21 protein-coding genes are annotated in these 21,148 nt (G+C 74.2%); 16 read left to right on the plus strand and 5 right to left on the minus strand.

Annotation, left to right across the window (positions count from 1 at the left end; genetic code table 11):
• The first annotated feature begins 108 nt into the window (after positions 1 to 108).
• On the plus strand, positions 109 to 906 hold the full coding sequence (locus ACF08D_RS08600) for a potassium channel family protein (protein ID WP_392221820.1): 798 nt from the start codon (positions 109 to 111) through the stop codon (positions 904 to 906).
• 260 nt (positions 907 to 1,166) lie between these two features.
• On the opposite strand, the gene ACF08D_RS08605 is transcribed toward ACF08D_RS08600, so the two are convergent.
• On the minus strand, positions 1,167 to 1,559 hold the full coding sequence (locus ACF08D_RS08605) for a peptidase inhibitor family I36 protein (RefSeq protein ID WP_392221821.1): 393 nt from the start codon (positions 1,557 to 1,559) through the stop codon (positions 1,167 to 1,169).
• A gap of 317 nt (positions 1,560 to 1,876) precedes the next feature.
• Complete coding sequence (locus ACF08D_RS08610) at positions 1,877 to 3,499, minus strand: MFS transporter (RefSeq protein ID WP_392221822.1); 1,623 nt, start codon at positions 3,497 to 3,499, stop codon at positions 1,877 to 1,879.
• A 155-nt stretch (positions 3,500 to 3,654) separates the two neighbouring features.
• On the opposite strand from ACF08D_RS08610, the gene ACF08D_RS08615 reads away from it, so the two are divergent.
• The 7 genes from ACF08D_RS08615 to ACF08D_RS08645 all read left to right on the plus strand — a co-directional run bounded on the left by ACF08D_RS08615 (position 3,655) and on the right by ACF08D_RS08645 (position 11,126).
• Positions 3,655 to 4,320 carry a TetR/AcrR family transcriptional regulator gene (locus tag ACF08D_RS08615; RefSeq protein ID WP_392222339.1) on the plus strand — a complete coding sequence of 222 codons (666 nt, stop codon included), beginning with the start codon at positions 3,655 to 3,657 and terminating at the stop codon, positions 4,318 to 4,320.
• Between the two features lie 87 nt (positions 4,321 to 4,407).
• Entirely contained in the window at positions 4,408 to 5,619 is a 1,212-nt protein-coding gene (locus ACF08D_RS08620; protein WP_392221823.1) for an alpha/beta hydrolase, read from the plus strand.
• An 85-nt stretch (positions 5,620 to 5,704) separates the two neighbouring features.
• A complete protein-coding gene (locus ACF08D_RS08625) occupies positions 5,705 to 6,574 on the plus strand; it encodes a DUF4429 domain-containing protein (RefSeq protein ID WP_392221824.1) in 870 nt (289 codons plus the stop codon).
• Between the two features lie 116 nt (positions 6,575 to 6,690).
• The gene (locus tag ACF08D_RS08630) at positions 6,691 to 8,007 is read left to right on the plus strand and encodes a sensor histidine kinase (protein WP_392221825.1); all 1,317 of its coding nucleotides are present in this window, start codon (positions 6,691 to 6,693) and stop codon (positions 8,005 to 8,007) included.
• Positions 8,004 to 8,681 carry a response regulator gene (locus ACF08D_RS08635; RefSeq protein WP_392221826.1) on the plus strand — a complete coding sequence of 226 codons (678 nt, stop codon included), beginning with the start codon at positions 8,004 to 8,006 and terminating at the stop codon, positions 8,679 to 8,681. The genes ACF08D_RS08630 and ACF08D_RS08635 overlap by 4 nt, the downstream gene beginning before the upstream one ends.
• A 145-nt stretch (positions 8,682 to 8,826) precedes the next feature.
• Complete coding sequence (locus tag ACF08D_RS08640) at positions 8,827 to 9,945, plus strand: alpha/beta hydrolase (RefSeq protein WP_392221827.1); 1,119 nt, start codon at positions 8,827 to 8,829, stop codon at positions 9,943 to 9,945.
• Positions 9,942 to 11,126: an acyltransferase gene (locus tag ACF08D_RS08645; protein WP_392221828.1), complete on the plus strand. Its 1,185-nt coding sequence runs from the start codon at positions 9,942 to 9,944 to the stop codon at positions 11,124 to 11,126. The genes ACF08D_RS08640 and ACF08D_RS08645 overlap by 4 nt, the downstream gene beginning before the upstream one ends.
• Positions 11,127 to 11,133: 7 nt before the next feature.
• Here ACF08D_RS08645 and ACF08D_RS08650 read toward each other — a convergent pair whose 3' ends face one another.
• Together ACF08D_RS08650 and ACF08D_RS08655 are read right to left on the minus strand one after the other, a co-directional pair.
• Positions 11,134 to 12,150 (minus strand): aldo/keto reductase, encoded by a 1,017-nt coding sequence (locus tag ACF08D_RS08650; protein ID WP_392221829.1) that lies wholly within the window; start codon positions 12,148 to 12,150, stop codon positions 11,134 to 11,136.
• Positions 12,147 to 12,614 (minus strand): MerR family transcriptional regulator, encoded by a 468-nt coding sequence (locus ACF08D_RS08655; RefSeq protein WP_392221830.1) that lies wholly within the window; start codon positions 12,612 to 12,614, stop codon positions 12,147 to 12,149. Before ACF08D_RS08655 ends, ACF08D_RS08650 begins: the two co-directional genes overlap by 4 nt.
• Positions 12,615 to 12,681: 67 nt before the next feature.
• Between ACF08D_RS08655 and ACF08D_RS08660 the strand changes: the two genes are divergently transcribed.
• The 7 genes from ACF08D_RS08660 (at position 12,682) to ACF08D_RS08690 (ending at position 19,089) form a co-directional block, all read left to right on the plus strand.
• The gene (locus ACF08D_RS08660; protein ID WP_392221831.1) at positions 12,682 to 13,503 is read left to right on the plus strand and encodes a serine hydrolase domain-containing protein; all 822 of its coding nucleotides are present in this window, start codon (positions 12,682 to 12,684) and stop codon (positions 13,501 to 13,503) included.
• 405 nt (positions 13,504 to 13,908) lie between these two features.
• On the plus strand, positions 13,909 to 14,271 hold the full coding sequence (locus ACF08D_RS08665; RefSeq protein ID WP_392221832.1) for a MerR family transcriptional regulator: 363 nt from the start codon (positions 13,909 to 13,911) through the stop codon (positions 14,269 to 14,271).
• 259 nt (positions 14,272 to 14,530) lie between these two features.
• Complete coding sequence (locus ACF08D_RS08670) at positions 14,531 to 14,734, plus strand: cold-shock protein (RefSeq protein ID WP_064071132.1); 204 nt, start codon at positions 14,531 to 14,533, stop codon at positions 14,732 to 14,734.
• Between the two features lie 280 nt (positions 14,735 to 15,014).
• Positions 15,015 to 16,511 (plus strand): DEAD/DEAH box helicase, encoded by a 1,497-nt coding sequence (locus ACF08D_RS08675; protein WP_392221833.1) that lies wholly within the window; start codon positions 15,015 to 15,017, stop codon positions 16,509 to 16,511.
• 114 nt (positions 16,512 to 16,625) lie between these two features.
• Positions 16,626 to 16,961: a hypothetical protein gene (locus tag ACF08D_RS08680; protein ID WP_392222340.1), complete on the plus strand. Its 336-nt coding sequence runs from the start codon at positions 16,626 to 16,628 to the stop codon at positions 16,959 to 16,961.
• Positions 16,962 to 17,057: 96 nt separating this feature from the next.
• Complete coding sequence (locus ACF08D_RS08685; protein WP_392221834.1) at positions 17,058 to 17,429, plus strand: hypothetical protein; 372 nt, start codon at positions 17,058 to 17,060, stop codon at positions 17,427 to 17,429.
• A gap of 163 nt (positions 17,430 to 17,592) precedes the next feature.
• Positions 17,593 to 19,089 (plus strand): SpoIIE family protein phosphatase, encoded by a 1,497-nt coding sequence (locus ACF08D_RS08690; RefSeq protein WP_392221835.1) that lies wholly within the window; start codon positions 17,593 to 17,595, stop codon positions 19,087 to 19,089.
• 14 nt (positions 19,090 to 19,103) lie between these two features.
• Here ACF08D_RS08690 and ACF08D_RS08695 read toward each other — a convergent pair whose 3' ends face one another.
• Positions 19,104 to 19,823: a pirin family protein gene (locus tag ACF08D_RS08695; RefSeq protein WP_392221836.1), complete on the minus strand. Its 720-nt coding sequence runs from the start codon at positions 19,821 to 19,823 to the stop codon at positions 19,104 to 19,106.
• Between the two features lie 57 nt (positions 19,824 to 19,880).
• On the opposite strand from ACF08D_RS08695, the gene ACF08D_RS08700 reads away from it, so the two are divergent.
• On the plus strand, positions 19,881 to 21,065 hold the full coding sequence (locus ACF08D_RS08700; RefSeq protein WP_392221837.1) for a PucR family transcriptional regulator: 1,185 nt from the start codon (positions 19,881 to 19,883) through the stop codon (positions 21,063 to 21,065).
• The last annotated feature ends 83 nt before the right edge of the window (positions 21,066 to 21,148 follow it).

Raw genomic sequence — 21,148 nt, forward strand, 5'->3', positions numbered from 1 at the left:
CCGACGCGCAGACAGGTCGGCGCACAGACACGTCGTCCCGTCCCGGGGGCGGAGGGCTTCGGCCCTCCGCCCCCGGGCGTTTTCCGGCCGCGGCCTACCATTCCGGGCATGGACGAACGCTGGGAAGCCCGCACCCGGGCGCCGCTGCTGGCTCTGGCCCTGGCCTTCGGTGTCGCCTACGCGGTGCCGATCGTGGCACCGGACGCCGACCCGTGGGTGCACCGGCTGTGCACCGGGGTGGAGTGGGTGGTGTGGGGCGCGTTCGCCCTGGACTACGCGGTACGGCTGGTGATCGCCCCCTCCCGGTGGCGGTTCGTGCGCAGCCATCCGCTGGACCTGGTGGCGGTGCTGCTGCCGCTGGTCCAGCCGCTGCGCCTGCTCCGGCTGGTCTCGACCCTGCTCCTGGTGGGCCGGCGGGCCCGGATGGCTCCGCAGATCACCCTCACCACCTATGTGGCGGGGTCGGTGGTGGGCCTGCTGATGTTCGGTTCCCTCGCCGTGCTGCACGTGGAGAGGGACGCCCCGGACGGGAACATCAAGACGCTGGGTGACGCGGTGTGGTGGTCCTTCACCACAATGACGACCGTGGGGTACGGGGACCACGCCCCGACCACCGGGCTGGGGCGGCTGCTGGCGGTGGGGCTGATGCTGTCGGGCATCGCGCTGCTGGGTGTGGTGACGGCGAACATCGCCGCCTGGTTCATCTCCCGCTTCGAGCGGGACGACGAGGAGGAGCGGCGTCAGCGGGTGCTGCTGGAGGCGCTGACCCTGGAGGTCAGGGAACTCCGCGCGGAGGTCGGCCGGCTGTCGGCCGGCGGACCGGTGACGCTCCCCGCGCCCGCCGCCGCTGCCGCACCGCCCCTGGCGGGGCCGCCCGCGGCCGAGCGGCCGGGCGCCGGTGCCTGATCCGTTGCGGGAGCCCCCGCGGGACGGCCCGGGGGCACCGCAACCGACGTGCGCTCACGTCTCAGAACGTACGGGTACCGGCCACAAAGTGCCGTTCCCCGGAGGTACCGCCACCGGACGGCCGGACGAGAGCCGCCCCGGTGATCCCGGGCGTCGCGCTGTCCGGCCCGGTCCGCGACCACGTCCGGCCGCGTGAGCGGGGGCTCCTGCGCGAACGCGAGGTGTACCCGAAACCGTTCATGGCACCCGGGTGCCCGGCCTCAGTTCTCCCACACCTTGAAGGCCCGTACCTGATACGGCGATTGGGGCACCCAGGTCCCGCCGCCCGGATAGGTCTCGAACTCCCCGGTCTCGGCGCACTCCGCGGACTGGTAGGTGGTGACGGGCCGTCCGGTGCGGTTGGCCAGGGATGCGGCACTCGTCCCGGCCGGGAGCGGGACGCAGGAGTCGATGTCCACGCCGGCCAGCTCGTACGTCTGGCGCCCGCCTCTGAACTGCTCATTGCTCCAGAGGCACAACTGCCCCGTCTCGCACGGCCCGAGACGGGGCTGGACGGCGGCGGCCACCGGGCCGGCGGTCCCGAGGGCGCCGGCGGTGAGGAGGGTGACCACCATGGCGAGGACGGTGGTGCGGACGGTCGTGGTGGAACGCATGGAAACCCCCGTACGTACGGCCCTGTGATGCCAGGGCGTGACGATCACTGCCCCCTCATCGTGACGCTCCGTAACCACTCTGGGGAAGGGTCGCCGCCCCGATCCACCCGTACGAGTGACGCCCTCGCCCGGAAAAGCCCCGGTCGCCTCGGATAAGCCCCGGTCGCCTTGGCAAGGCCCCGGTCGCCCTGGAAAAGCCCCGGTCGCCCCGGAGAAGCCCCGGCCACCCCGGAAAAGCCCCGGCCACCCGCGCGGACATGCCGCACAGGTGGCCGGAACGAGAATACGGAGAGCAGCGGAGAAGCGGGAGGCGACCGTCAGATGTGGGCCGCGCCCGCACCGGCCTCCGCGTTGGCACCGCGCTTGGTCAGCGTGGCCACCAGGGCGGCGACGACCGCGACGACGCCCGCGACGGTGAAGGCCAGGGCCATGCCCGACATGAACGTGTCGTGGATGACGTCACCGATCTTCGCGGCCAGCTCCGGCGTCATACCGGGCGCCTTCGCCAGCTCCGCCGGCACGCTGCCGAACTCCGCCGCCTGCTCCAGGCGCGGGTCCGGCGGGACCGGGATGCCCGCGTCCTTCCAGTTGCCCGCGAACTCGGCGTTGACCTTCGAGGACATGACGGCGCCCAGGACCGCCGTACCGAGCGCGCCGCCGACCTGCATCGCGGCCTGCTGGAGGCCACCGGCCACACCGGACAGCTCCAGCGGGGCGTTGCCGACGATGACCTCGGTGGCGCCCACCATGACGGGCGCGAGGCCCAGGCCCAGCAGGGCGAACCAGAGGGACATGGCCAGGGTGCCGGTCCCCTCGGTCAGGGTGATCATGCCGAACATGGCGGCCGCGGTGCAGACCATGCCGCCGACGAGCGGCACCCGGGGGCCGAACTTGGTGATCAGCGCGCCCGCCAGCGGCGAGGAGACGATCATCATGGCCGTCAGCGGCAGCAGGTGCAGTCCGCTGTCGACCGGGCTCAGACCCTTGACGCCCTGGAGGTAGAAGGTGACGAAGAAGAGCCCGCCCATGAAGGCGAAGGCCATCAGCACCATCAGCACGGTGCCCGCCGAGAGGGGCACCGAGCGGAACATGGCGAGCGGCACCAGGGGGTCCTTGCCCCGCTTCTGGTGGACCACCTCCCAGACGGCGAACAGGCCGAACAGCAGGAAGGCACCGGCCAGGAAGCCCCAGGTCCTCCCGCTGCCCCAGCCCCAGCTCTCACCGGCCTTGATGATGCCCCAGATCAGGGCGGCCATCGCGCCCGACAGCAGGACGATGCCGACGAGGTCGAACGAGCGGGGCGCGTTCTCCGCGCGGTGGTCCTTGAGGATCACCAGGCCCAGCAGGAGCGCGACGACACCGACCGGCACGTTGATGAAGAACACCGACTGCCAGCTGACGTGCTCGACCAGGACACCGCCGAGGATCGGCCCGCCCGCCGTCGAGGCGCCGATGACCATGCCCCAGATGCCGATCGCCATGTTCAGCTTCTCGGCCGGGAACGTCGCCCGCAGCAGGCCCAGCGCGGCCGGCATCAGCAGCGCGCCGAACAGGCCCTGGAGCACCCGGAAGGCGATCACCAGGGTGATGGAGTCGGAGAGACCGATCGCCGCGGACGCGGCGGCGAAGCCCGCGATGCCGATGAGGAAGGTCTGCCGGTGGCCGAAGCGGTCACCCAGCTTGCCGGCCGTGATCAGCGCGACCGCCAGGGCCAGCAGATAGCCGTTGGTGATCCACTGGACGTCCGCGAGCGACGCGCCGAGGTCCCGCTGGATCGCGGGGTTGGCGATGGCGACGATCGTGCCGTCGAGCGCGACCATCATCACGCCGACCGCCACGGCGAACAGCGTCAGCCAGGGGTGGCCGCGCAGGCCCCGGGCCGGAGCCGGCTCGGGGACGGGCCCCTGCGGCGTCTTGTCGATGGTGGTCTGACTAGTCATACCGTCGAGGCTAGTGTCAGCGACTGACACTTGACAAAGGGTTTCATACGCCGGTAACTGTCACGTCGCTCACAGGTAGCCTGAGCAGCACGAAAAGGCAGAAAGAGGACCATCACGTGACGGCAGAGCAGCCCGCCGCCGGCAGGACACCGGTCATGGCCCCCGCCCCCCTCGGGCTGCGGGAGCGCAAGAAGCGGCGGACCCGGGACGCCCTGCTGCGTGCCGCGCTGGAGCTGTTCACGACGCAGGGGTACGAGGAGACCACCGTCGACGAGATCGTGGACGCCGTCGACGTGTCCCAGCGGACCTTCTTCCGGCACTTCGCCGGCAAGGAGGACGCCGCCTTCGCCGTCCAGCACATGGTCGAGCAGCACTATGTGACCGCCCTGCGCGAGCGGCCGGCGCACGAGGCGCCGCTGGAGGCGATGCGCAACGCCGTGCTGTCCGCGTGGGACACCATCGGCGAGGCGATCATGGAGGTGGTGCCCATCGAGCTGTATCTGCGCACCTTCCGGGTCATCGAGTCGACGCCCGCCCTCCTCGCCGTCCACCTGCGACGCTCCATGGAGATGGAGGAGAACATCGCCCGGCTCATCGCCGGCCGCGAGGGGCTGGACGTGGACGCCGACCCGCGCCCGCGGGTGGCCGTCGCCGCGTTCAGCGGCGTCATGCGGATCACCGGGCAGCTGTGGGGACGCGGCACGGACGCGTCCATGGAGGCGATGCGCGCGCTCACCGAGGACCACCTGGACCACCTGGGGCCCGCGCTCGCGGGCGACTGGCGCGGCGGAACCCTCCCCTCCGGCGCTTACCGGGAGTAACGGCCTTCCCCCGAGGGGCCACTCTCACGCGTGAGGTGCGTCACGCTCGTCGCGGTGGCCGCCGCGGGTCTCCTAGGGTGTCCCGCAGTGACTTCTTTCGACTCGACCCCCACGCTCCAGGTGTGGCGCGCGCTGCTCGCCCTCGCCGTGGTCTTCGTCCTCCTCATGACCACCGGCTGGACGGCCATCCGCCACCACGACGGGTCCGAGCAGCCACGGGAGGCCGCACTCGCCGCATGGCGGGACGGGCGGATCGGCGCACGGGACCTTCCCGACCCCGCCTCCCCGCCTTCCGAACTCGCCGCCTTCTTCCGCTCCCTGACCCCGCGTCAGCGCGACCGGCTGGCCGCCGAGCACCCGCTGGTCGTCGGCAACCTCGACGGGGCGCCGGTCACCCTCCGCTACCGCGCCAACCGGCTGGCGCTGCGCACCGCGCTGGACGCCGAGCGCAGGCGGGTGGCGGACGCGCGGCTGTCGCCGGACGGCCACCAGGAGGCCGTGCGCCGCACGCACCGGTTCGCGTCGCTCATGGGCAAGGGGCGCCAGATCCTCGCCTTCGACCCGTCCGGCAAGGGGCGGGTGGCGGAGGTCTTCGGCGACCTGGACCGGGCGCGGCACGTCTCGGTGATCGTGCCGGGTGTCGACACCACGCTGCTGACGTTCCAGAAGACCGCCCGGAAGTACACGGCGCCGGTCGGCATGGCCGAGTCGCTGTACGCCGCCGAGCGCGCCGCGCGGCCCTCGGCGCGTACCGCCGTGATCGCCTGGGCCGACTACACCGCGCCGTCCGGGGTCGGCATGGACGCCGCCACGGGGAGGCTCGCCGAGAACGGCGCGTCCCGGCTGGTGTCGCTGACCGGCGCGCTGCCGGGCGACTCCCGGGTGGCGCTGTTCTGCCACAGCTACGGCTCCGTGGTGTGCGGGGTCGCCGCCCGCCGCCTGCCCGCCCGGGTGGCCGATGTGGCGGTGGCCGGCAGCCCCGGGATGCGCGCCGAGAGCGCGGCCGGGCTGGGCACCGGGGCCCGGGTGTGGGCCATGCGCGACGCCGACGACTGGATCGCCGACGTGCCGTACCTGGACGTCGGCGGACTGGGGCACGGCGCCGATCCGGTGGCCCCCGAGTTCGGGGCGCGGGTACTGTCGGCGGCGGGCGCCGTCGGGCACGCCGGGTACTTCGAGCCGGGCACCGAGAGCCTGCGCAACTTCGCCGAGATAGGCGTCGGCTCGTACCGTTCGCTGAGCTGTGCGGGCGAGCAGGACGCCTGCCGCGACGGAATCTCCGGTACGAGAGCGGCATGACGCGCGTAGAGACGCGTACGGGGGCGCGAAAGCTCGCAAGTCTCCAGGGGCGACGCGCGGGCGCACGCCGCATACGATGAGGCGTATGGGTGATGTGCTGGCCGGAATTCATGCCACCTGGGAGTTCGAACCGGACGCCGTGCTCATCCGCTTCGAACGGGGGATCCGCGCACCGAAGCTCTACCAGGCGCTGCGCGAACGACGCATCCCGCACGAGGCGCTGGCGTCGGTGACCCTCTCCCCGGGCAGACGCGGCACCGTCGTGCTGCACGCGGTGCCGAGGGAGGGCGCCGATCCGCTGATGGAGGCGGCGGCGGGCCAGCTCAAGGACGCCTGCGACCCCTACCGGCTGGTCCTGCCCGCCGAGCGGGAGACCCTCGCGGAGTACTACGCCGACGAGTTGCGGGCGCGGCTCGGGCCCGGCGCGGCGGAGCCGTCGGACCGGTTCCTGGTCGCGGCGCCCGAGGGCCCGCTGCACTTCAAGGCGTACGACGGCAAGGCGTCCTTCGACGGCGGCCGGGTGGCGTTCCGCTGGTTCTGGACCGGCGCCTCGTCCGCCAAGTGGAAGGCGGGCGACCAGAGTTTCGCGGTACGGGAGCTGAGCGGGATCGAGTGGCGCTCGCCCGACGTCTTCGACGGGTACCTGCGGCTGCGCCGCCGGGGCGGGGCGGACGACGGCCGGCCGGCGCAGGCGGACCAGGACCCGGCGGCGGTCGTCTTCGGCCTGGGGTACGGCCCGGTGCACGAGTCGCTGCCCTTCGCGGCGGCGGTCCTCGCGGCGGTACGGAACGCGGGCGCCGCGCAGCCCGTCCCGGTGCCCGCGGCGGTGGCGGCCGGGCGCGACCCGGCGGTGATCGCGGAGCGGATACGCCACCTGGGCGAGCTGTACCAGGCGGGCCTGGTGACGGACGAGGAGTTCGCGGCGAAGAAGGCCCAGCTGCTCGCGGAGCTGTAGCGCCCGCCCCGGGTACCGGGCCTTCGTGCCGGGGATACCGGGGTACGAGAGGGGCGGGGGGATCGGCACTCCGGTATGACGCCCCCGCCCGGTCCGCTGCCTAGGCTGGCGGGACCATGACTACCGCTCCCCCGCTCACCCGCGCGCTCCGCCGGGCGCGTGCCGCCCTGCAGGCGCTGGGCTCCGCCGTCACCGCGCCCGCCGGGCCCGGCGCCCCGCTGCTCGCCCGGGCCTCGTCGCCCTGGCTGCGCCTGCTCCCGTACGGCGTGGCCTTCGCGTTCGTCGCCTCGCTGCTGCCGGTCACCGTGGCCGTGCTCGTCAACGACTACCAGGTGAACGGCGCGCTCGCCGGGGCCCTGGGCACCGCCCAGACCGCACCGCTGCTGCTGGCGGTGTCCCGGCCGCTCCAGGCGTGGTGCGTCGTCCTGGCCGCCGATGTGCTGGGCGCGCTCGTCCTGCTGGGCGCGGAGGGCGTGGCCGGCCGGTCGTGGCCGTGGACGCCGATGATCGTGGTCGGCTACCTGGCGCTGATGGTGGCGGTGGGGCTGCGTGAACCGCGCCGGACGCTGCTGGGGGTCTGGCTGGCCACGGGCGGGGCCGGATTCGTCCTGGAGCTGGTGTCGCAGGACCGCAGCGACGGCATCCACCTGCTGCTGTTCGTCCTCAGCGGCGCCGTGCTGCTGCTGACCGCCTCGCTGCGTGAGCGGGGCGACGCGCAGCGGCGGCTGGTCGAGCAGGAGACGATCAGCGAGGCGGAGCGCGCCCGGCGCACACTGCTGGAGGAACGGGCGCGGATCGCGCGCGAGTTGCACGACGTGGTGGCCCACCACATGTCGGTGATCACGGTGCAGGCGGATTCGGCGCCGTACCGGATCGAGGGGCTGCCGGACGCGGCGCGCGAGGAGTTCTCCACCATCGCCGGGTCGGCGCGGGAGTCGCTGGCCGAGATGCGGCGGCTGCTGGCGGTGCTGCGCAGCGACGGCTCGGAGGGCGAACGGGCCCCGCAGCCCGGCCTGGAGCGGGTGCAGCAGCTGGTGGAGGCGACCGTACGGGCCGGGGTCCCGGCCGAGCTGTCGATGCCGGCCGGGCTCGGTCCCGTACCGCAGGCGGTGGACCTCTCGGCGTACCGGATCGTGCAGGAGGCGCTCGCCAACGTGGTGCGGCACGCGCCGGGCGCGCCGACCCGGGTGTCGGTGACGCGCGCGGAGGACCGGCTGACGGTGCTGGTGGTCAACGGGCCTCCGGAGGCGGGCGGTTCGCCGCTGGAGACGACCGGGACGGGGCACGGCCTGGTCGGTATGCGGGAGCGCGTACGGTTGACCGGCGGGACGCTCGACACCGGGCCGCTGCCGGACGGCGGCTTCCGGGTGGCGGCCTCGCTGCCCCTGGCCCCCGGCTCGGAGCCGGGCCCCGACACGGAGGAACCCGCGTGACCATCCGCGTGATCATCGTCGACGACCAGGCCATGGTGCGCGCCGGGTTCGCGGCCCTGCTGGCGGCGCAGCCGGACATCGACGTGGTGGGCGAGGCGCCGGACGGGCGGGCCGGGGTGGCGGTGGCCCGGTCCACCCACCCGGACGTGGTGCTGATGGACGTGCGGATGCCGGAGATGGACGGGCTGGCGGCGGCACGGGAGATCCTGTCGCCGCCGCCGGGCGTGGTCCACCGGCCGAAGGTGCTGATGCTCACCACCTTCGACGTGGACGACTACGTGTACGAGGCGCTGCGCGCCGGCGCCTCCGGCTTTCTGCTGAAGGACGCCCCGCCGGCCGATCTCATCGGTGCCGTACGGGTGGTGGCGGCGGGCGAGGCGCTGCTCGCCCCGTCCGTGACGCGCCGCCTGATCGCCGACTTCGCGGCCTCCCGCCCGGCGCCGCGCCGGGACCGGGCGCTGCGGCTGAACGGCCTCACGCCCCGCGAGACCGAGGTGCTGGAGCTGATCGCCCGGGGGCTGTCCAACCAGGAGATCGCCGCGCATCTGGTCCTCGCCGAGCAGACGGTGAAGACGCACATCGGGCGCGTGCTGGCGAAGCTGGACCTCCGCGACCGGGCGCAGGCGGTGGTCTTCGCGTACGAGTCGGGGCTGGTCACCCCGGGCGACGCCTGACGATCCGTCACCGTCGTGACGGGGGCGGCTCGTCCACCCCCTACCCCGGTATCACCCCGTGGTTGGCTCCGTGGAGTGACGCCCGGCCCGAAGCCGTCTCCCTACCTTCCTCTCGCCGCACCGGACGAAGGAAGAGGGGGGCGTCATGCGCCGCGCCGCGAAGAACCACGGGACGAACCGCGGGACCCACCGGGCCCGAGAGAGCGACCACCGCACCCGGGGCCGCCGCCCCGCGCGGGTCCGCCGCGCGCTGACGGCGCTCGTGCTGACCGCGGCCGTCGTCGCCGGCACCGCCGGGTGGGCCGCCGGGAGCGGGCAGGTGCCCGTGACGGGCCCGCCGCCGGGCAGCGCGGCCTGGGTGGCCGACACCTCGCTGGGGCGGGCCCTGCCGGACCCGGCGAGCGCCACGCCCGGCCAGGTCGCCGCCTTCTTCCGCAGCCTGACGCCCGGTCAGCGGCGGGACCTCGCCGAGCGGCACCCGTCCGTGGTGGGCAACCTCGACGGGGCTCCGCTCACCCTGCGGTACGCGGCCAACGCGACCGCCCTGCGCGGTGACGCGCGGTTCGCGCACCTGGCCGGGCCGGGGCGGCGCATCCTCGCGTTCGACCCGCGCGGCCGGGGCCAGGTCGCCGAGGTGTTCGGGGACCTGGAGCGCAGCCGCCGCGTCGCCGTGGTGGTGCCCGGGTCGGACATCGACGCCGGGTCGTACGACCGGGCCCGCGACCCGCTGGGCACGCCCGCCGGGATGGCGCGGGCGCTGCGGGCCGCCGCGCCGGGCACCGCGGTGGTCGCCTGGGCCGGCTACACCACGCCCCTCGGGGTGGGCCTCGACGCCGCCACGGGCGACCTCGCGGAGGCGGGCGCCGAGCGGCTGGCGCGCCTCACCGGCGGGCTCGCCGCCCAGGGCGTGGCGGCGCCCGCGGTGTTCTGCCACAGCTACGGCTCCGTGGTCTGCGGCCTGGCCGCGCCCCGGCTGCACGCGCGCGACCTGGTGGTCCTCGGCTCCCCCGGGATGCGCGCCGGCACGGTGGCGTCCTTGCGCACCGGCGCCCGGGTGTGGGCCGCCAAGGACCCGTCCGACTGGATCTCCGACGTGCCGCACGTCCGGTTCCTCGGGCTCGGCCACGGCACCGACCCGGCGTCGCCGGAGTTCGGCGCCCGGCCGGTGCCGGCGTCCGACGCCCGCGGCCACACCGGCTACTTCGCGCCGGGCACCGAGTCGCTCCGTACCTTCGCCGCCATCGCCCGGGGAGACGTCCGATGAACCTCGCCGACCGCATCGAGGCGCGGACGCCCGCGCACCGCGACCGCGCCGTGGACGGGCTGCGCGCCCTCGCCCTGCTCGCCGTCCCCACCGGCCACTGGCTCCTCGGCGGTTTCACGCTGGACGGCGACCGGGCGATCCACAACGCCAGCCCGCTCAGCACCTTCGGGTTCTTCGCCCCGGCGAGCTGGGTGCTCCAGATGCTGGGGATCTTCTTCCTGGTGGGCGGGTACGCGTCGGTGCTGTCGTACACCCGGCGCACCGGCTCCACGCGCGCGTGGCTGGGGAGCCGGCTCGCCCGGCTCGGCCGGCCGGTGCTCGGCGTGACGGCGGTGTGGGCCCTGCTGGTGCCGGTGCTGTCCGTGCTGGGCGTGCCCGGGGACACGCTGCGCACCGGGGCGACGCTGGTGGTGCAGCCGTTGTGGTTCGTGGGCGTGTATCTGGTGGTGACCGCCCTGACGCCGTACTGCGTGCGGGCCGCGCGGCGGCTGGGCGGGTGGGCCGCGGCGCCGCTGCTGGGGTCGGTCGCTGTGGTGGACTTCCTGCGCTACGGCCCGTACGCGGAGTCCGTACCGTCCTGGCTGAGTGTGCTGAACGTGCTTCCGGGCTGGCTGTTCGCGTACCAGCTGGGTGTGGCGTGGGGGCTGCGGCGGCTCGGCGGGCGGCAGGCGTGGGCGCTGCTGCTGGGCGGCGCGGCGCTGTTCGCCACGCTGCTGCTGGTCTTCCACTACCCCGCGTCGATGGTGGGCGTGCCCGGTGAGGCGCGGACCAACTCGCACCCGCCGTCGCTGCTGGTGCTGGCGCTCGCCGCGGCGCAGAGCGGCGCCGCGATCCTGCTGCGCGACCGGCTGGGGCGGCTGCTGCGGCGTCCGGCGCTGTGGGCGCCGGTGGTCGTGGTCAACCTGTCGGCGATGACGATCCTGTGCTGGCACCAGACGGCGATGCTGGCGGCGGCGGTCCCGGCGTCGTTCCTCGGCCCGGTCGCGGGGCTGACCACCGCGCCGGACACCCTGGGGTGGGTGGTGGCGCGGCTGGCGTGGCTGCCGTTGTTCGCGGGGCTGCTGGTGCTGATCGGGCGGTACGCGCGCGGCTTCGAGACCCCGTGGGCGGGGGCCGGGCCGGCCCGCCGCTCGGCGGCGGTGCTGCTGGCGGCGGGCTTCGCGGTGTACGCGCTGGGCTGACGGGCGGTCAGGACTCCCGGGCGGCCGAGGTGGTGGACATGTCCGGGTACCGGTCGCCGGCGACCTGGGCGGCGATCGGCTCCAGCGCGGCCAGCTCGCCGGCGCCCAGGGTGATCCGGGTGGCCGCGGCGTTCTCCAGCAGGCGGGCGCGCTTGCGGGTGCCGGGGATGGGGACGACGGCCAGGCCGTGGACGTCGGCCCGCTGCTGGACCCAGGCGAGGGCGATCTGCGCGGGGGTCGCGCCGTGCGCCTCGGCGATCTTCCGCACTGGCTCCAGGAGGGCGGCGTTGCGGCGGGCGTTGTCGCCGGTGAAGCGGGGCTGGAAGCGCCGGAAGTCGCCGCCGGACAGGTCGCTGCCCGCGTCGGCGAACGTCCCGGTGAGGAAGCCCCGTCCGAGCGGGGAGTACGGCACGAACGCCACGCCCAGCTCGGCCGCCGCGCCGACCGCGCTGCGCTCGACGTCCCGGGAGAAGAGCGACCACTCCGACTGGAGGGCGGCGATGGGGTGCACCGCGTGCGCCTCGCGCAGTTCGGCGCCGGTCACCTCGCTGAGCCCGAGGTGCCGGACCTTGCCCTCCGCCACCAGCTCGGCCATGGCGCCGACGGACTCGGCGAGCGGCACGGCCGGGTCGCGGCGGTGCATGTAGTAGAGGTCGATGACGTCGGTGCCGAGGCGCCGGAGGCTGCCCTCGACGGCCGAGCGGATGTACGCGCGGTCGTTGCGGATGCCCCGGTGCTGCGGGTCGTCGGTGCGCTCCACGGCGAACTTGGTCGCGATGACGACCTCGTCGCGGTGCGCGGCGAGGAAGGGGGCGAGGAACTCCTCGTTGGCGCCGCGCCCGTACATGTCCGCGGTGTCGATCAGGGTGACGCCCGCCTCCAGCGCGGCGTCGAGGGTGTCGCGGGCGGCGGCCTCGTCGGTGTCGCCGTAGAACTCGCTGATGCCCATGGCGCCGAAGCCCTGGACGCCGACGAGGGGGCCGTCGGTGCCGAGGCGGACGGTCGCGATCTTTCCGGTGCTCATGTGGTCCTCTCCGGGGCCCGGCGGGCACCCGCGTAGTAGTCGATCTTGTAGTCGAGGACGGCGAGCGTGTCCTGCAGCTCCGCGATCCGGGACCGCACGTCCCGCCGCGTCCGCTCCAGCAGCTCCTGCCGCTCCTCGAAGGTGTGCTCGCCCTGGCGGACCAGCTCGGCGTAGCGCACCATCCCGGCCACCGGCATGCCGGTCAGCCGGAGCTTGCCGACGAAGGCCAGCCAGTCCAGGTCCCGGTTGGTGAAGCGGCGCTGGCCGGTGTGGGACCGGTCGACGTGGGGCATCAGCCCGATCCGCTCGTACCAGCGCAGGGTGTGCGCGGACAGCCCGGTCCAGGCGGACACCTCGCTGATCGTGTAGCGGTCCTGGCCGTCGGGGCGCGGGTGCGGGGGTGGCGGGGGGCCGCAGGCGTCGGGGCGCCCGGTGCGTACGGGAATGCTCTCGATCACCGTCATGTCCACCACGCTAGGACCTTGGAGTGCACTCCAGGCAAGCGCCGGACCGGGAGATACGCTCGGACGCATGCGAAGCCTGGCGATGATCGAGAACTGGCCGGCCGGCACGGCCGCGGCGGCGGTGGTACGGGCGGACGGCACCGTGGCGGGGACGCACGGCCCCACGGACCGGCCCTTCCCGCTGGCGTCGGTGACCAAGCCGCTCGCCGCGTACGCCGTCCTGGTGGCGTACGAGGAGGGGGCGGTCGAGCTGGACGAGCCCGCGGGGCCCGAGGGGTCCACGGTGCGCCATCTGCTGGCGCACACCTCGGGGCTGGCCTTCGACGAGCACCGGGTGGTGGCGGAGCCGGGCACGCGGCGCCTCTACTCCAACGCCGGGTTCGAGGTGCTGGGCGACCACATCGCGAAGGCCACGGACATCCCGTTCGCCGAGTACCTGCGCCAGGCGGTGCTGGAGCCGCTGGGCATGACGGCCACCACGCTGGACGGCTCGCCCGCCAAGGACGGGGTGTCGACGGTGGACGACCTGGTGCGCTTCGCCGCCGAGGTGCAGGCCCCCCGGCTGCTGGACCCGCGCACGGTGCTGGAGGCCATGACGGTCGTCCACCCCGGGCTGACCGGCGTCCTGCCGGGGTACGGACACCAGCGGCCCAACGACTGGGGGCTGGGCTTCGAGATCCGGGACGGCAAGTCGCCGCACTGGACGGGCGCCTCGTCCTCGCCGCGCACCTTCGGCCACTTCGGCCAGTCCGGCACCTTCCTGTGGGTCGACCCCGACGCGGGCGCGGCGTGCGTGGCCCTCGCGGACCGGGCGTTCGGCCCGTGGGCCGTCGAGGCATGGCCGCCGTTCACGGACGCGGTCCTGGCCGAGCTGAGGGCGGCGGGCTGACGCCCCGGCGGACGGCTCCGGCCGGCGGCCCCCGCACACCCCTGCCGCCGGCAACAGAAAATCTCCACCGCCGGAGGTAGATTTCCATCTGCGCGGAGGGTAGGCTTTCCGCCGTACACGTTGGTCAGGGGCCCTCGCAGGTACGGAGGGCCCGCCCTGGAAAGACAAGGAGACGGCACCGTCAGGATCACCCGGGCACGCACGTCGCCCGGGCACCGCAGACCCCGAACGGCAGGTGGTCCACGGTCACGTATTCACGATCCCGCATCCCCGCCCTCCCGGGCGTCGTTGCGGAATACAGAAGGCCGGTCCCGCGAGCGGACCGGTAGATGGTGTTGGAACCCCTCGGGGCCCGGGTGTGGAGCACACCCGGGCCCCTCGACGCGTCCCCGAGAAGAAGGTGCTATGCCCCCTGAGAAGCCCTCCGTCGTCGACAGCCTCGACGACGACGACTACCCCGCCTACACCATGGGGCGGGCCGCCGCCCTGCTGGACACCACCCCCGCGTTCCTCCGCGCCCTCGGCGAGGCCCGGCTCATCACCCCGCTGCGCTCGGAGGGCGGCCACCGCCGCTACTCCCGCTATCAGCTGCGCCTCGCGGCGCGGGCGCGCGAGCTGGTCGACCAGGGCACGCCGGTCGAGGCCGCCTGCCGCATCATCGTCCTCGAGGACCAGCTGGAGGAGGCCCTGCGCCTCAACGAGCAGATGCGGCTCGGCGAGGAGACGCGCCACCCGGCCGGGAGCTCCGCCCCGGACGAGCGCCCCTGAGGGAAATCCCCGCGGCCGGCCGGCGGAAACGCATATCTCCTGCCGCCGCCGCAGAAATTCTCACCACCTCCTGACGAAAACCTGACGGAAAAACGTAGCGCACCCGCCGGCGCCACCCGTGCTACGGTGTTGTCAGTTGCAGTTGTGGTTCCCAGAAACTTTTCAGTTCATCCGGTGCTTTTCCGGAGGGGAAAACATCCCAGCGACTCCGGACTCGCAAGGTGCGACGTCCGGGCACTGCCCCAAAGGGAGATTCAATATGGCATCTGGCACCGTGAAGTGGTTCAACGCGGAAAAGGGCTTTGGCTTCATCGAGCAGGACGGCGGCGGCGCTGACGTGTTCGCGCACTACTCGAACATCGCCTCCTCCGGCTTCCGCGAGCTTCAGGAAGGCCAGAAGGTGAACTTCGACGTCACGCAGGGCCAGAAGGGCCCGCAGGCCGAGAACATCGTTCCCGCCTGACGCTGACGCCACCGCGCAAGCGAGGACCGGGGCCCGCACCCATGGGTGCGGGCCCCGGTTCGTTTTTTCTCCGCTCCGTCGGACGGACGGAGCCCGCGCCCGGAATCGAACGCCGCTCTTCGCGGCCCGCTGTCCGGCGCCATTCAAGACGAACCGGCCCGCGCCCGTGGGGCGCCGGTAAGCGTTTCGTCTTTTCCCGGTCCGTTCTTGCGAATTCCCGTGCGGCCTCCGGCCGCCGGCAGGAATTCCTCGACACGCACCGTATCGAGGAAGGTTCCGCATGAATTCGAACCGCACAGCCCGTACGAACGACAGCTCCGGCTCCCACCGCTCCCGGACGGGCTCCGCGGGCTCCGCCGGGTCCGGCCGCGGCGGCCGGGGCCGCCCGCAGCGCGCGGCCCGGCCGGGTCAGGCCGGACGCCCGGGCGGCGGCCATGGACGCCGCTCCGCCGCGCCCCGCGGGGAGTTCGCCCTGCCCACCGGCACCACCCCGTCGTTGCCGTCCGTCGAGACGTTCGACGCCCTCGGCCTGCCGGCGCACCTGCTCGCCGAGCTGCGCACCGCGGGCGTGACCGTTCCGTTCCCGATCCAGGCGGCGACGCTGCCGAACTCGCTGGCGGGCCGCGACGTCCTGGGCCGCGGCCGTACGGGCTCCGGAAAGACGCTGGCCTTCGGCCTCGCCCTGCTGGCCCGTACCGCCGGGAAGCGTGCCGAGCCCCGGCAGCCGCTGGCCCTCGTGCTCGTCCCCACCAGGGAGCTGGCCCAGCAGGTCACCGACGCGCTCACCCCCTACGCCCGGTCGCTGCGCCTGCGGCTGACCACGGTGGTCGGCGGTATGCCGATCGGCCGCCAGGCGGGCGCTCTGCGCGGCGGCAGCGAGGTCGTCGTCGCGACGCCCGGCCGGCTCAAGGACCTCGTCGACCGGGACGCCTGCCGGCTGGACCAGGTCGCGATCACCGTCCTGGACGAGGCCGACCAGATGACCGACATGGGCTTCATGCCCCAGGTGACCCACCTGCTCGACCAGGTGCGGCCCGACGGGCAGCGCATGCTCTTCTCGGCCACCCTGGACCGGAACGTCGACCTCCTGGTCCGCCGCTACCTCACCGACCCGGTCGTGCACTCCGTGGACCCCTCGGCGGGGGCGGTCACCACGATGGAGCACCATGTGCTGCACGTGCACGGCGCCGACAAGCACGCCGCCACCACGGAGATCGCCGCCCGCGACGGGCGGGTGATCATGTTCCTGGACACCAAGCACGCGGTGGACCGGCTGACCAAGGACCTCCTGGCCGTCGGCGTCCGCGCCTCGGCCCTGCACGGCGGCAAGTCGCAGCCGCAGCGCACCCGTACGCTCGACCGTTTCAAGAGCGGCCACGTCACGGTCCTGGTGGCCACCAACGTCGCCGCCCGCGGCATCCACGTCGACGACCTCGACCTCGTCGTCAACGTCGACCCGCCCGGCGACCACAAGGACTACCTGCACCGCGGGGGCCGCACGGCCCGCGCGGGCGAGTCCGGCACCGTCGTCACCCTGGTGCTGCCCGGGCAGCGGCGCGGCATGGAGCGCCTGATGGCCGACGCCGGCATCACCGCCCGGGTGACCCGCGTCCGCTCCGGCGAGGCCGAACTGAGCCGCATCACCGGCGCGCGGGCGCCCTCGGGCGTCCCCGTCACCATCACCGCCCCGCCCTCCGAGCGGGCCAAGGGCTCCGGCACCCCCGCTCGCGGGCGACGCCGCCGGCCCGCCCGGTGGGGCGGCGGCACCGCCGCGTAGCCCACGGGCCGTGGTGCATGTCCCGCACGCCCGACCGAAGAGGAGAAGCCTGTGACACCTGTTCAGACACGCGCGGGGGCAGCGAGCGGTACGGGCCTGACCGCCCGGGACGCCATGCACGCGCCCGGGCCCCAGGTCGACGACCACATGACGGTCGACGTGGCCCTGTCCGTGCTCATCAGCGCCCGCGTCGAGCACCTGGTCCTCCGGGACGAGCACGGCCGCTGCGGCGGCCTGGTCACCCGGGCGCAGCTCGCCGCCCACCGGGGCGGTTCCTGGTACAGCGACCCCACCCGGCTGCGGGACATCCCCCTCGACCGGGGGCCGTTCACCCGCTCCGCGGCGCACCTGAACGACGCGGAGGCGGCCATGCGGGTGCGGACGCTGGACGTCTCCCCCGTGGTCGACGAGCACGGTTACACCCTGGGCGTCCTGGCCCTCCTGCCCTGATCACCGCCCCCACCGCGCTCCGGGCGGCGGTGGTGTTCCCGGGCGGTGACACGGTGCCCGCACGGCCGGGCGGCGCGGGTTCTAGAATCAGCGCCCATGTCGCATCCTGATGAACTGCTCGTCGACATCGCCGCCACGGTCGAGTCGGAGCACACCACGCAGATGTCCCTGACGGTCGTGGTCCACGGTGCCGTCATCACGGGCCGCCTGGCGCCGGAGGCGGTGTGGCGGCAGCGGGTGGCGGAGGTCCTGCGCGACTCGGACCGGCTCGGCCCGTTCGCCGGTACGTTCGCACCCCCGGACACGGTCACGTCCCGCGCCTCGGGGGCGCCCACGCACCTGCACTTCCACGTCGCCCGCATCCTCCAGGGCACGGTGGGCATCCCGGAGACCGGCGGGATGTACCGGATCGCCCTCAAGGACGTGAGCGCCTGGACGGTGGGCGACTTCAGCTACTCCGACCACTGAACCCCCCGGCGCGCCGCCCGCGGCGGCGCGCCGGAGCCGGGGGCCCGGGCCGTGTGACGTGCGGGGGTGGGTGACCGGGGGGCACGATGGAGGGCGGGGACACATGCGTGTGCCCGGTCCGCCGGCGGACACCGGTCCCGCCGGAGCCGGAGGGAGCCTCGGTATGGCTGCGAACCAGCACCCCCCTGGGGACCGCGGGGCGCCGGGACTGGCCGCGTCGCCGCCGGGCGGGCTGCTGGACGTGCTGAACGTGGCGGCCGTCCTCCTCGACTCCGAGGGGCGGATCGACCTCTGGAGCCCGCAGGCCGAGATCCTCTTCGGGTACACCGCCGAGGAGGCGCTGGGCCGGTACGCGGGCCGGCTGCTGATCGGCGAGGAGCACCTCGACACGGTGCTGACGATGTTCTCCCAGGTCATGGAGGAGGGCGAGAGCTGGGCGGGGGTCTTCCCGGTACGCCGCAAGGACGGCGGCGAGCGCATGGTGGAGTTCCGCAACATGCGCCTCCAGGACGACCAGCGGGAGTACTGGGCGCTGGGCCTGGCCACGGACCAGGCGACCGTACGGCAGGTGGAGCGGAGCCTGGCGCTGTCCGCCCGGCTGGTGTCCCAGTCGCCCATCGGGATCGGGATGCTGGACACCTCGCTGCGGTACATCTCGGTGAACCCCGCCGAGGAGCGGATGAACGGGGTGCCCGCCGCCGAGCACGTGGGGCGGCACGTGCGGGAGGTGCTGCCCTACCTCGACGACTCCTTCGAGGCCGCCATGCGGAAGGTCCTGGCCACCGGGTCGCCGATCGTGGACCAGTACACCGTGGGCAGGACGGCGGCCGACCCGGACCACGACCGCGCGTGGTCGGTCTCCTTCTACCGGCTGGAGGCGCCCAACGGGAAGGTGCTGGGGGTCGCCACGTCCAGCGTCGACGTCACCGAGCGGCACTACGCCGTGGAGGAGCAGCGCCGTACCGCGCTCACCCTCCAGCGGAGCCTGCTGCCGCACCCCCCGGCGCAGCGGCCCGGCCTGGACCTCGCGTTCCGGTACCGGCCGGCGTGGGCGACGATGGAGGTCGGCGGCGACTGGTTCGACGTGATCCCGCTGGGCGGGGACAAGACGGCGCTGGTCGTCGGGGACGTGATGGGCAGCGGCGTCGGCGCCGCGGCCACCATGGGGCAGCTGCGCACCGCCACCCGGACGCTGGCCGACCTCGATCTGCCGCCCGCGCAGGTGCTGCACCACCTGGACCACATCGCCGACGACCTGGAGACCCTCGCGACCTGCGTGTACGCCGTGTTCGACCCCCGTACCGCGCGCTGCCGGCTGTCCCTCGCCGGGCACCTTCCGCCCGCCCTGCTGCGCCCGGACGGCTCCCGCGAGCTGCTGGACCTGCCCACCGGGGCGCCGCTCGGCGGCTGCGGCGTCCCGTTCGACACCACCACCGTGGACTTCGGGGAGGGGCACCAGCTCGTCCTCTACACCGACGGTCTCGTCGAGACCCGCGACGAGCCGATCGACGCCCGGCTGGACGTCCTGCTGGCCGCCCTGGACGACCCCGGCCGCGCGCTGGACGCCACCTGCGACCTGCTGCTGCGCACCCTGCGCCCGGGCGGCGCCCACGACGACGTGGCCCTCCTCGTCGCCCGGGCCGGGGCGTCACCCCGCTGAACGCGCCGCCGGGGTCAGCCGGCCATCTCCCACAGCAGCACCTCGGCCGGGGCGCCGGCCACCAGCTCCAGCCCCCGCGCGCCGGTGATCCGGGCCGCGTCGCCGGGGCCCAGTTCGTCGTCGCCCAGCCGCAGCGCCCCGCGCACGACATGGACGTACACGAAGCCGGCGTCCGGGACGGCGACCCGCTCGCCCGGCGCTCCGGGGCGGCGGACGTGGAGCAGCGCCCCGGCGGCGGGCAGGGCGTAGGGCGTGGCGTCCGCGATGCCGCGCACCACCTGGTACGCCGGGTCGCCGCCGGGCCGGCGCGGGGCCAGCCACATCTGCACGAAGACCAGCGGGCGGTCGCCCTCGTTGCGCTCCTCGTGCCGGACGCCGCCGGCCGCGCTGAGGTGCTGGACGTCGCCGGGGCGCACGCGACCGGTGTGGCCCGCCGAGTCGCGGTGGGTCAGCTCGCCCTCGACGACCCAGGTGACGATCTCGGTGTGGCTGTGGGGGTGCTCGTCGAAGCCCGCCCCGGCGGCGAGCCGCTCCTCGTTGCAGGCCAGGACGGCGCCGAAGCGGAGGTTGCCGGGGTCGTAGAACCGGCCGAAGGAGAAGGCGTGCAGGGTCTCGATGCCGGCCGCGGCGTCGCCGCCCCGGTAGCGCTCGCCGGCCCGGTGCACGGTCCACGCGGGCGCGGCGGCGCCGAGGCCGCCCTCGGCGGCCGTACCGTCTGGTTGCCTGGAACTCACGGGACCACCGTAGACCCGGCGCCGCACTCCCCCGTCCGGATAAGGCAGTCTTGTCCCGTGCCTCAACCCGCAGCGAACGACGCCCACTCCCATGCCGCCACCCTGAAGCGCCTGGAGCAGTCCTCCGGGCGGCTCGCGGCGAACGCCATCGCCCGCATGGACGAGACGCTGCCCTGGTACCGGGCGATGCCGCCGGAGAACCGGTCGTGGATCGGCCTGGTCGCGCAGGCGGGCATCGCCGCGTTCACCGAGTGGTTCCGGCACCCGGAGACCCCGCAGGCGATCTCCACCGACGTCTTCGGGACCGCGCCGCGCGAGCTGACGCGGGCCATCACCCTGCGCCAGACCGTGGAGATGGTCCGTACGACGATCGAGGTCATGGAGTCGGCGATCGAGGAGGTCGCCGCCCCGGGCGACGAGTCGGTGCTGCGCGAGGCGCTGCTCGTGTACGCCCGGGAGATCGCCTTCGCGACGGCCCAGGTGTACGCGCAGGCCGCCGAGGCGCGCGGCGCGTGGGACGCCCGGCTGGAGTCGCTGGTGGTGAACGCGGTGCTGTCCGGCGAGGCCGACGAGGGCGCGGTGTCCCGGGCGGCGGCCCTCGGCTGGAACTCGCCGGAGCATGTGTGCGTGATTCTGGGCACCGCCCCGGACGGGGACAGCGAGCTGACCGTGGAGGCGATCCGGCGCGCCGCCCGGCACGCCAAGCTCCAGGTGCTGACCGGGGTCCTCGGCAGCCGGCTGGTGGTCATCGCGGGCGGCAGCGACAACCCGCTCCAGGTGGCGAAGGCGCTGATCGGCCCGTACGCGGCGGGGCCGGTGGTGGCCGGGCCGGTGGTGCCGGACCTGCTGGCGGCCACCCGGTCCGCGCAGGCCGCGGCGGCGGGCCTGAAGGCGTGCTCGGCCTGGCAGGACGCGCCGCGCCCGGTGCTGGCGGACGATCTGCTGCCGGAGCGCGCCATGGCGGGCGACCCGTCGGCGCGCGAGCAACTGGTGGAGGAGATCTACAGACCGCTGGAGGAGGCGGGCTCGGCGCTCCTGGAGACGCTGAGCGTGTACCTGGAGCAGGCGAGCAGCCTGGAGGGCGCGGCCCGGATGCTGTTCGTGCACCCCAACACCGTGCGCTACCGGCTCCGACGTGTGACCGACGTCACCGGCTGGTCACCCTCCGATGTGCGCTCCGCGTTCACGCTGCGGATCGCGCTGATCCTCGGGCGTCTGGTCGACGGAGATCCCCAGTCCTAGACTTTTGTCGAACGTCCACAATTCCCCTGACGGTTCTTCGTCCCTGTCCCCACGGGCGGTGGGAGCCGTCCACAAGAGAGAGT

The organism is Streptomyces sp. NPDC015131, from assembly GCF_043079975.1.
GTDB lineage: Bacteria > Actinomycetota > Actinomycetes > Streptomycetales > Streptomycetaceae > Streptomyces.

Bases quoted from the DNA above. Each gene is read 5' to 3' on its own strand.
- ACF08D_RS08660 (WP_392221831.1), top strand. From the start codon at position 12,682: ATGCGAAGCCTGGCGATGATCGAGAACTGGCCGGCCGGCACGGCCGCG.
- ACF08D_RS08600 (WP_392221820.1), top strand. From the start codon at position 109: ATGGACGAACGCTGGGAAGCCCGCACCCGGGCGCCGCTGCTGGCTCTG.
- ACF08D_RS08670 (WP_064071132.1), top strand. From the start codon at position 14,531: ATGGCATCTGGCACCGTGAAGTGGTTCAACGCGGAAAAGGGCTTTGGC.
- ACF08D_RS08610 (WP_392221822.1), bottom strand. From the start codon at position 3,499: ATGACTAGTCAGACCACCATCGACAAGACGCCGCAGGGGCCCGTCCCC.
- ACF08D_RS08690 (WP_392221835.1), top strand. From the start codon at position 17,593: ATGGCTGCGAACCAGCACCCCCCTGGGGACCGCGGGGCGCCGGGACTG.
- ACF08D_RS08605 (WP_392221821.1), bottom strand. From the start codon at position 1,559: ATGCGTTCCACCACGACCGTCCGCACCACCGTCCTCGCCATGGTGGTC.
- ACF08D_RS08675 (WP_392221833.1), top strand. From the start codon at position 15,015: ATGAATTCGAACCGCACAGCCCGTACGAACGACAGCTCCGGCTCCCAC.
- ACF08D_RS08645 (WP_392221828.1), top strand. From the start codon at position 9,942: ATGAACCTCGCCGACCGCATCGAGGCGCGGACGCCCGCGCACCGCGAC.
- ACF08D_RS08665 (WP_392221832.1), top strand. From the start codon at position 13,909: ATGCCCCCTGAGAAGCCCTCCGTCGTCGACAGCCTCGACGACGACGAC.
- ACF08D_RS08680 (WP_392222340.1), top strand. From the start codon at position 16,626: ATGCACGCGCCCGGGCCCCAGGTCGACGACCACATGACGGTCGACGTG.
- ACF08D_RS08650 (WP_392221829.1), bottom strand. From the start codon at position 12,150: ATGAGCACCGGAAAGATCGCGACCGTCCGCCTCGGCACCGACGGCCCC.
- ACF08D_RS08655 (WP_392221830.1), bottom strand. From the start codon at position 12,614: ATGACGGTGATCGAGAGCATTCCCGTACGCACCGGGCGCCCCGACGCC.
- ACF08D_RS08685 (WP_392221834.1), top strand. From the start codon at position 17,058: ATGTCGCATCCTGATGAACTGCTCGTCGACATCGCCGCCACGGTCGAG.
- ACF08D_RS08625 (WP_392221824.1), top strand. From the start codon at position 5,705: ATGGGTGATGTGCTGGCCGGAATTCATGCCACCTGGGAGTTCGAACCG.
- ACF08D_RS08640 (WP_392221827.1), top strand. From the start codon at position 8,827: ATGCGCCGCGCCGCGAAGAACCACGGGACGAACCGCGGGACCCACCGG.
- ACF08D_RS08615 (WP_392222339.1), top strand. From the start codon at position 3,655: ATGGCCCCCGCCCCCCTCGGGCTGCGGGAGCGCAAGAAGCGGCGGACC.
- ACF08D_RS08630 (WP_392221825.1), top strand. From the start codon at position 6,691: ATGACTACCGCTCCCCCGCTCACCCGCGCGCTCCGCCGGGCGCGTGCC.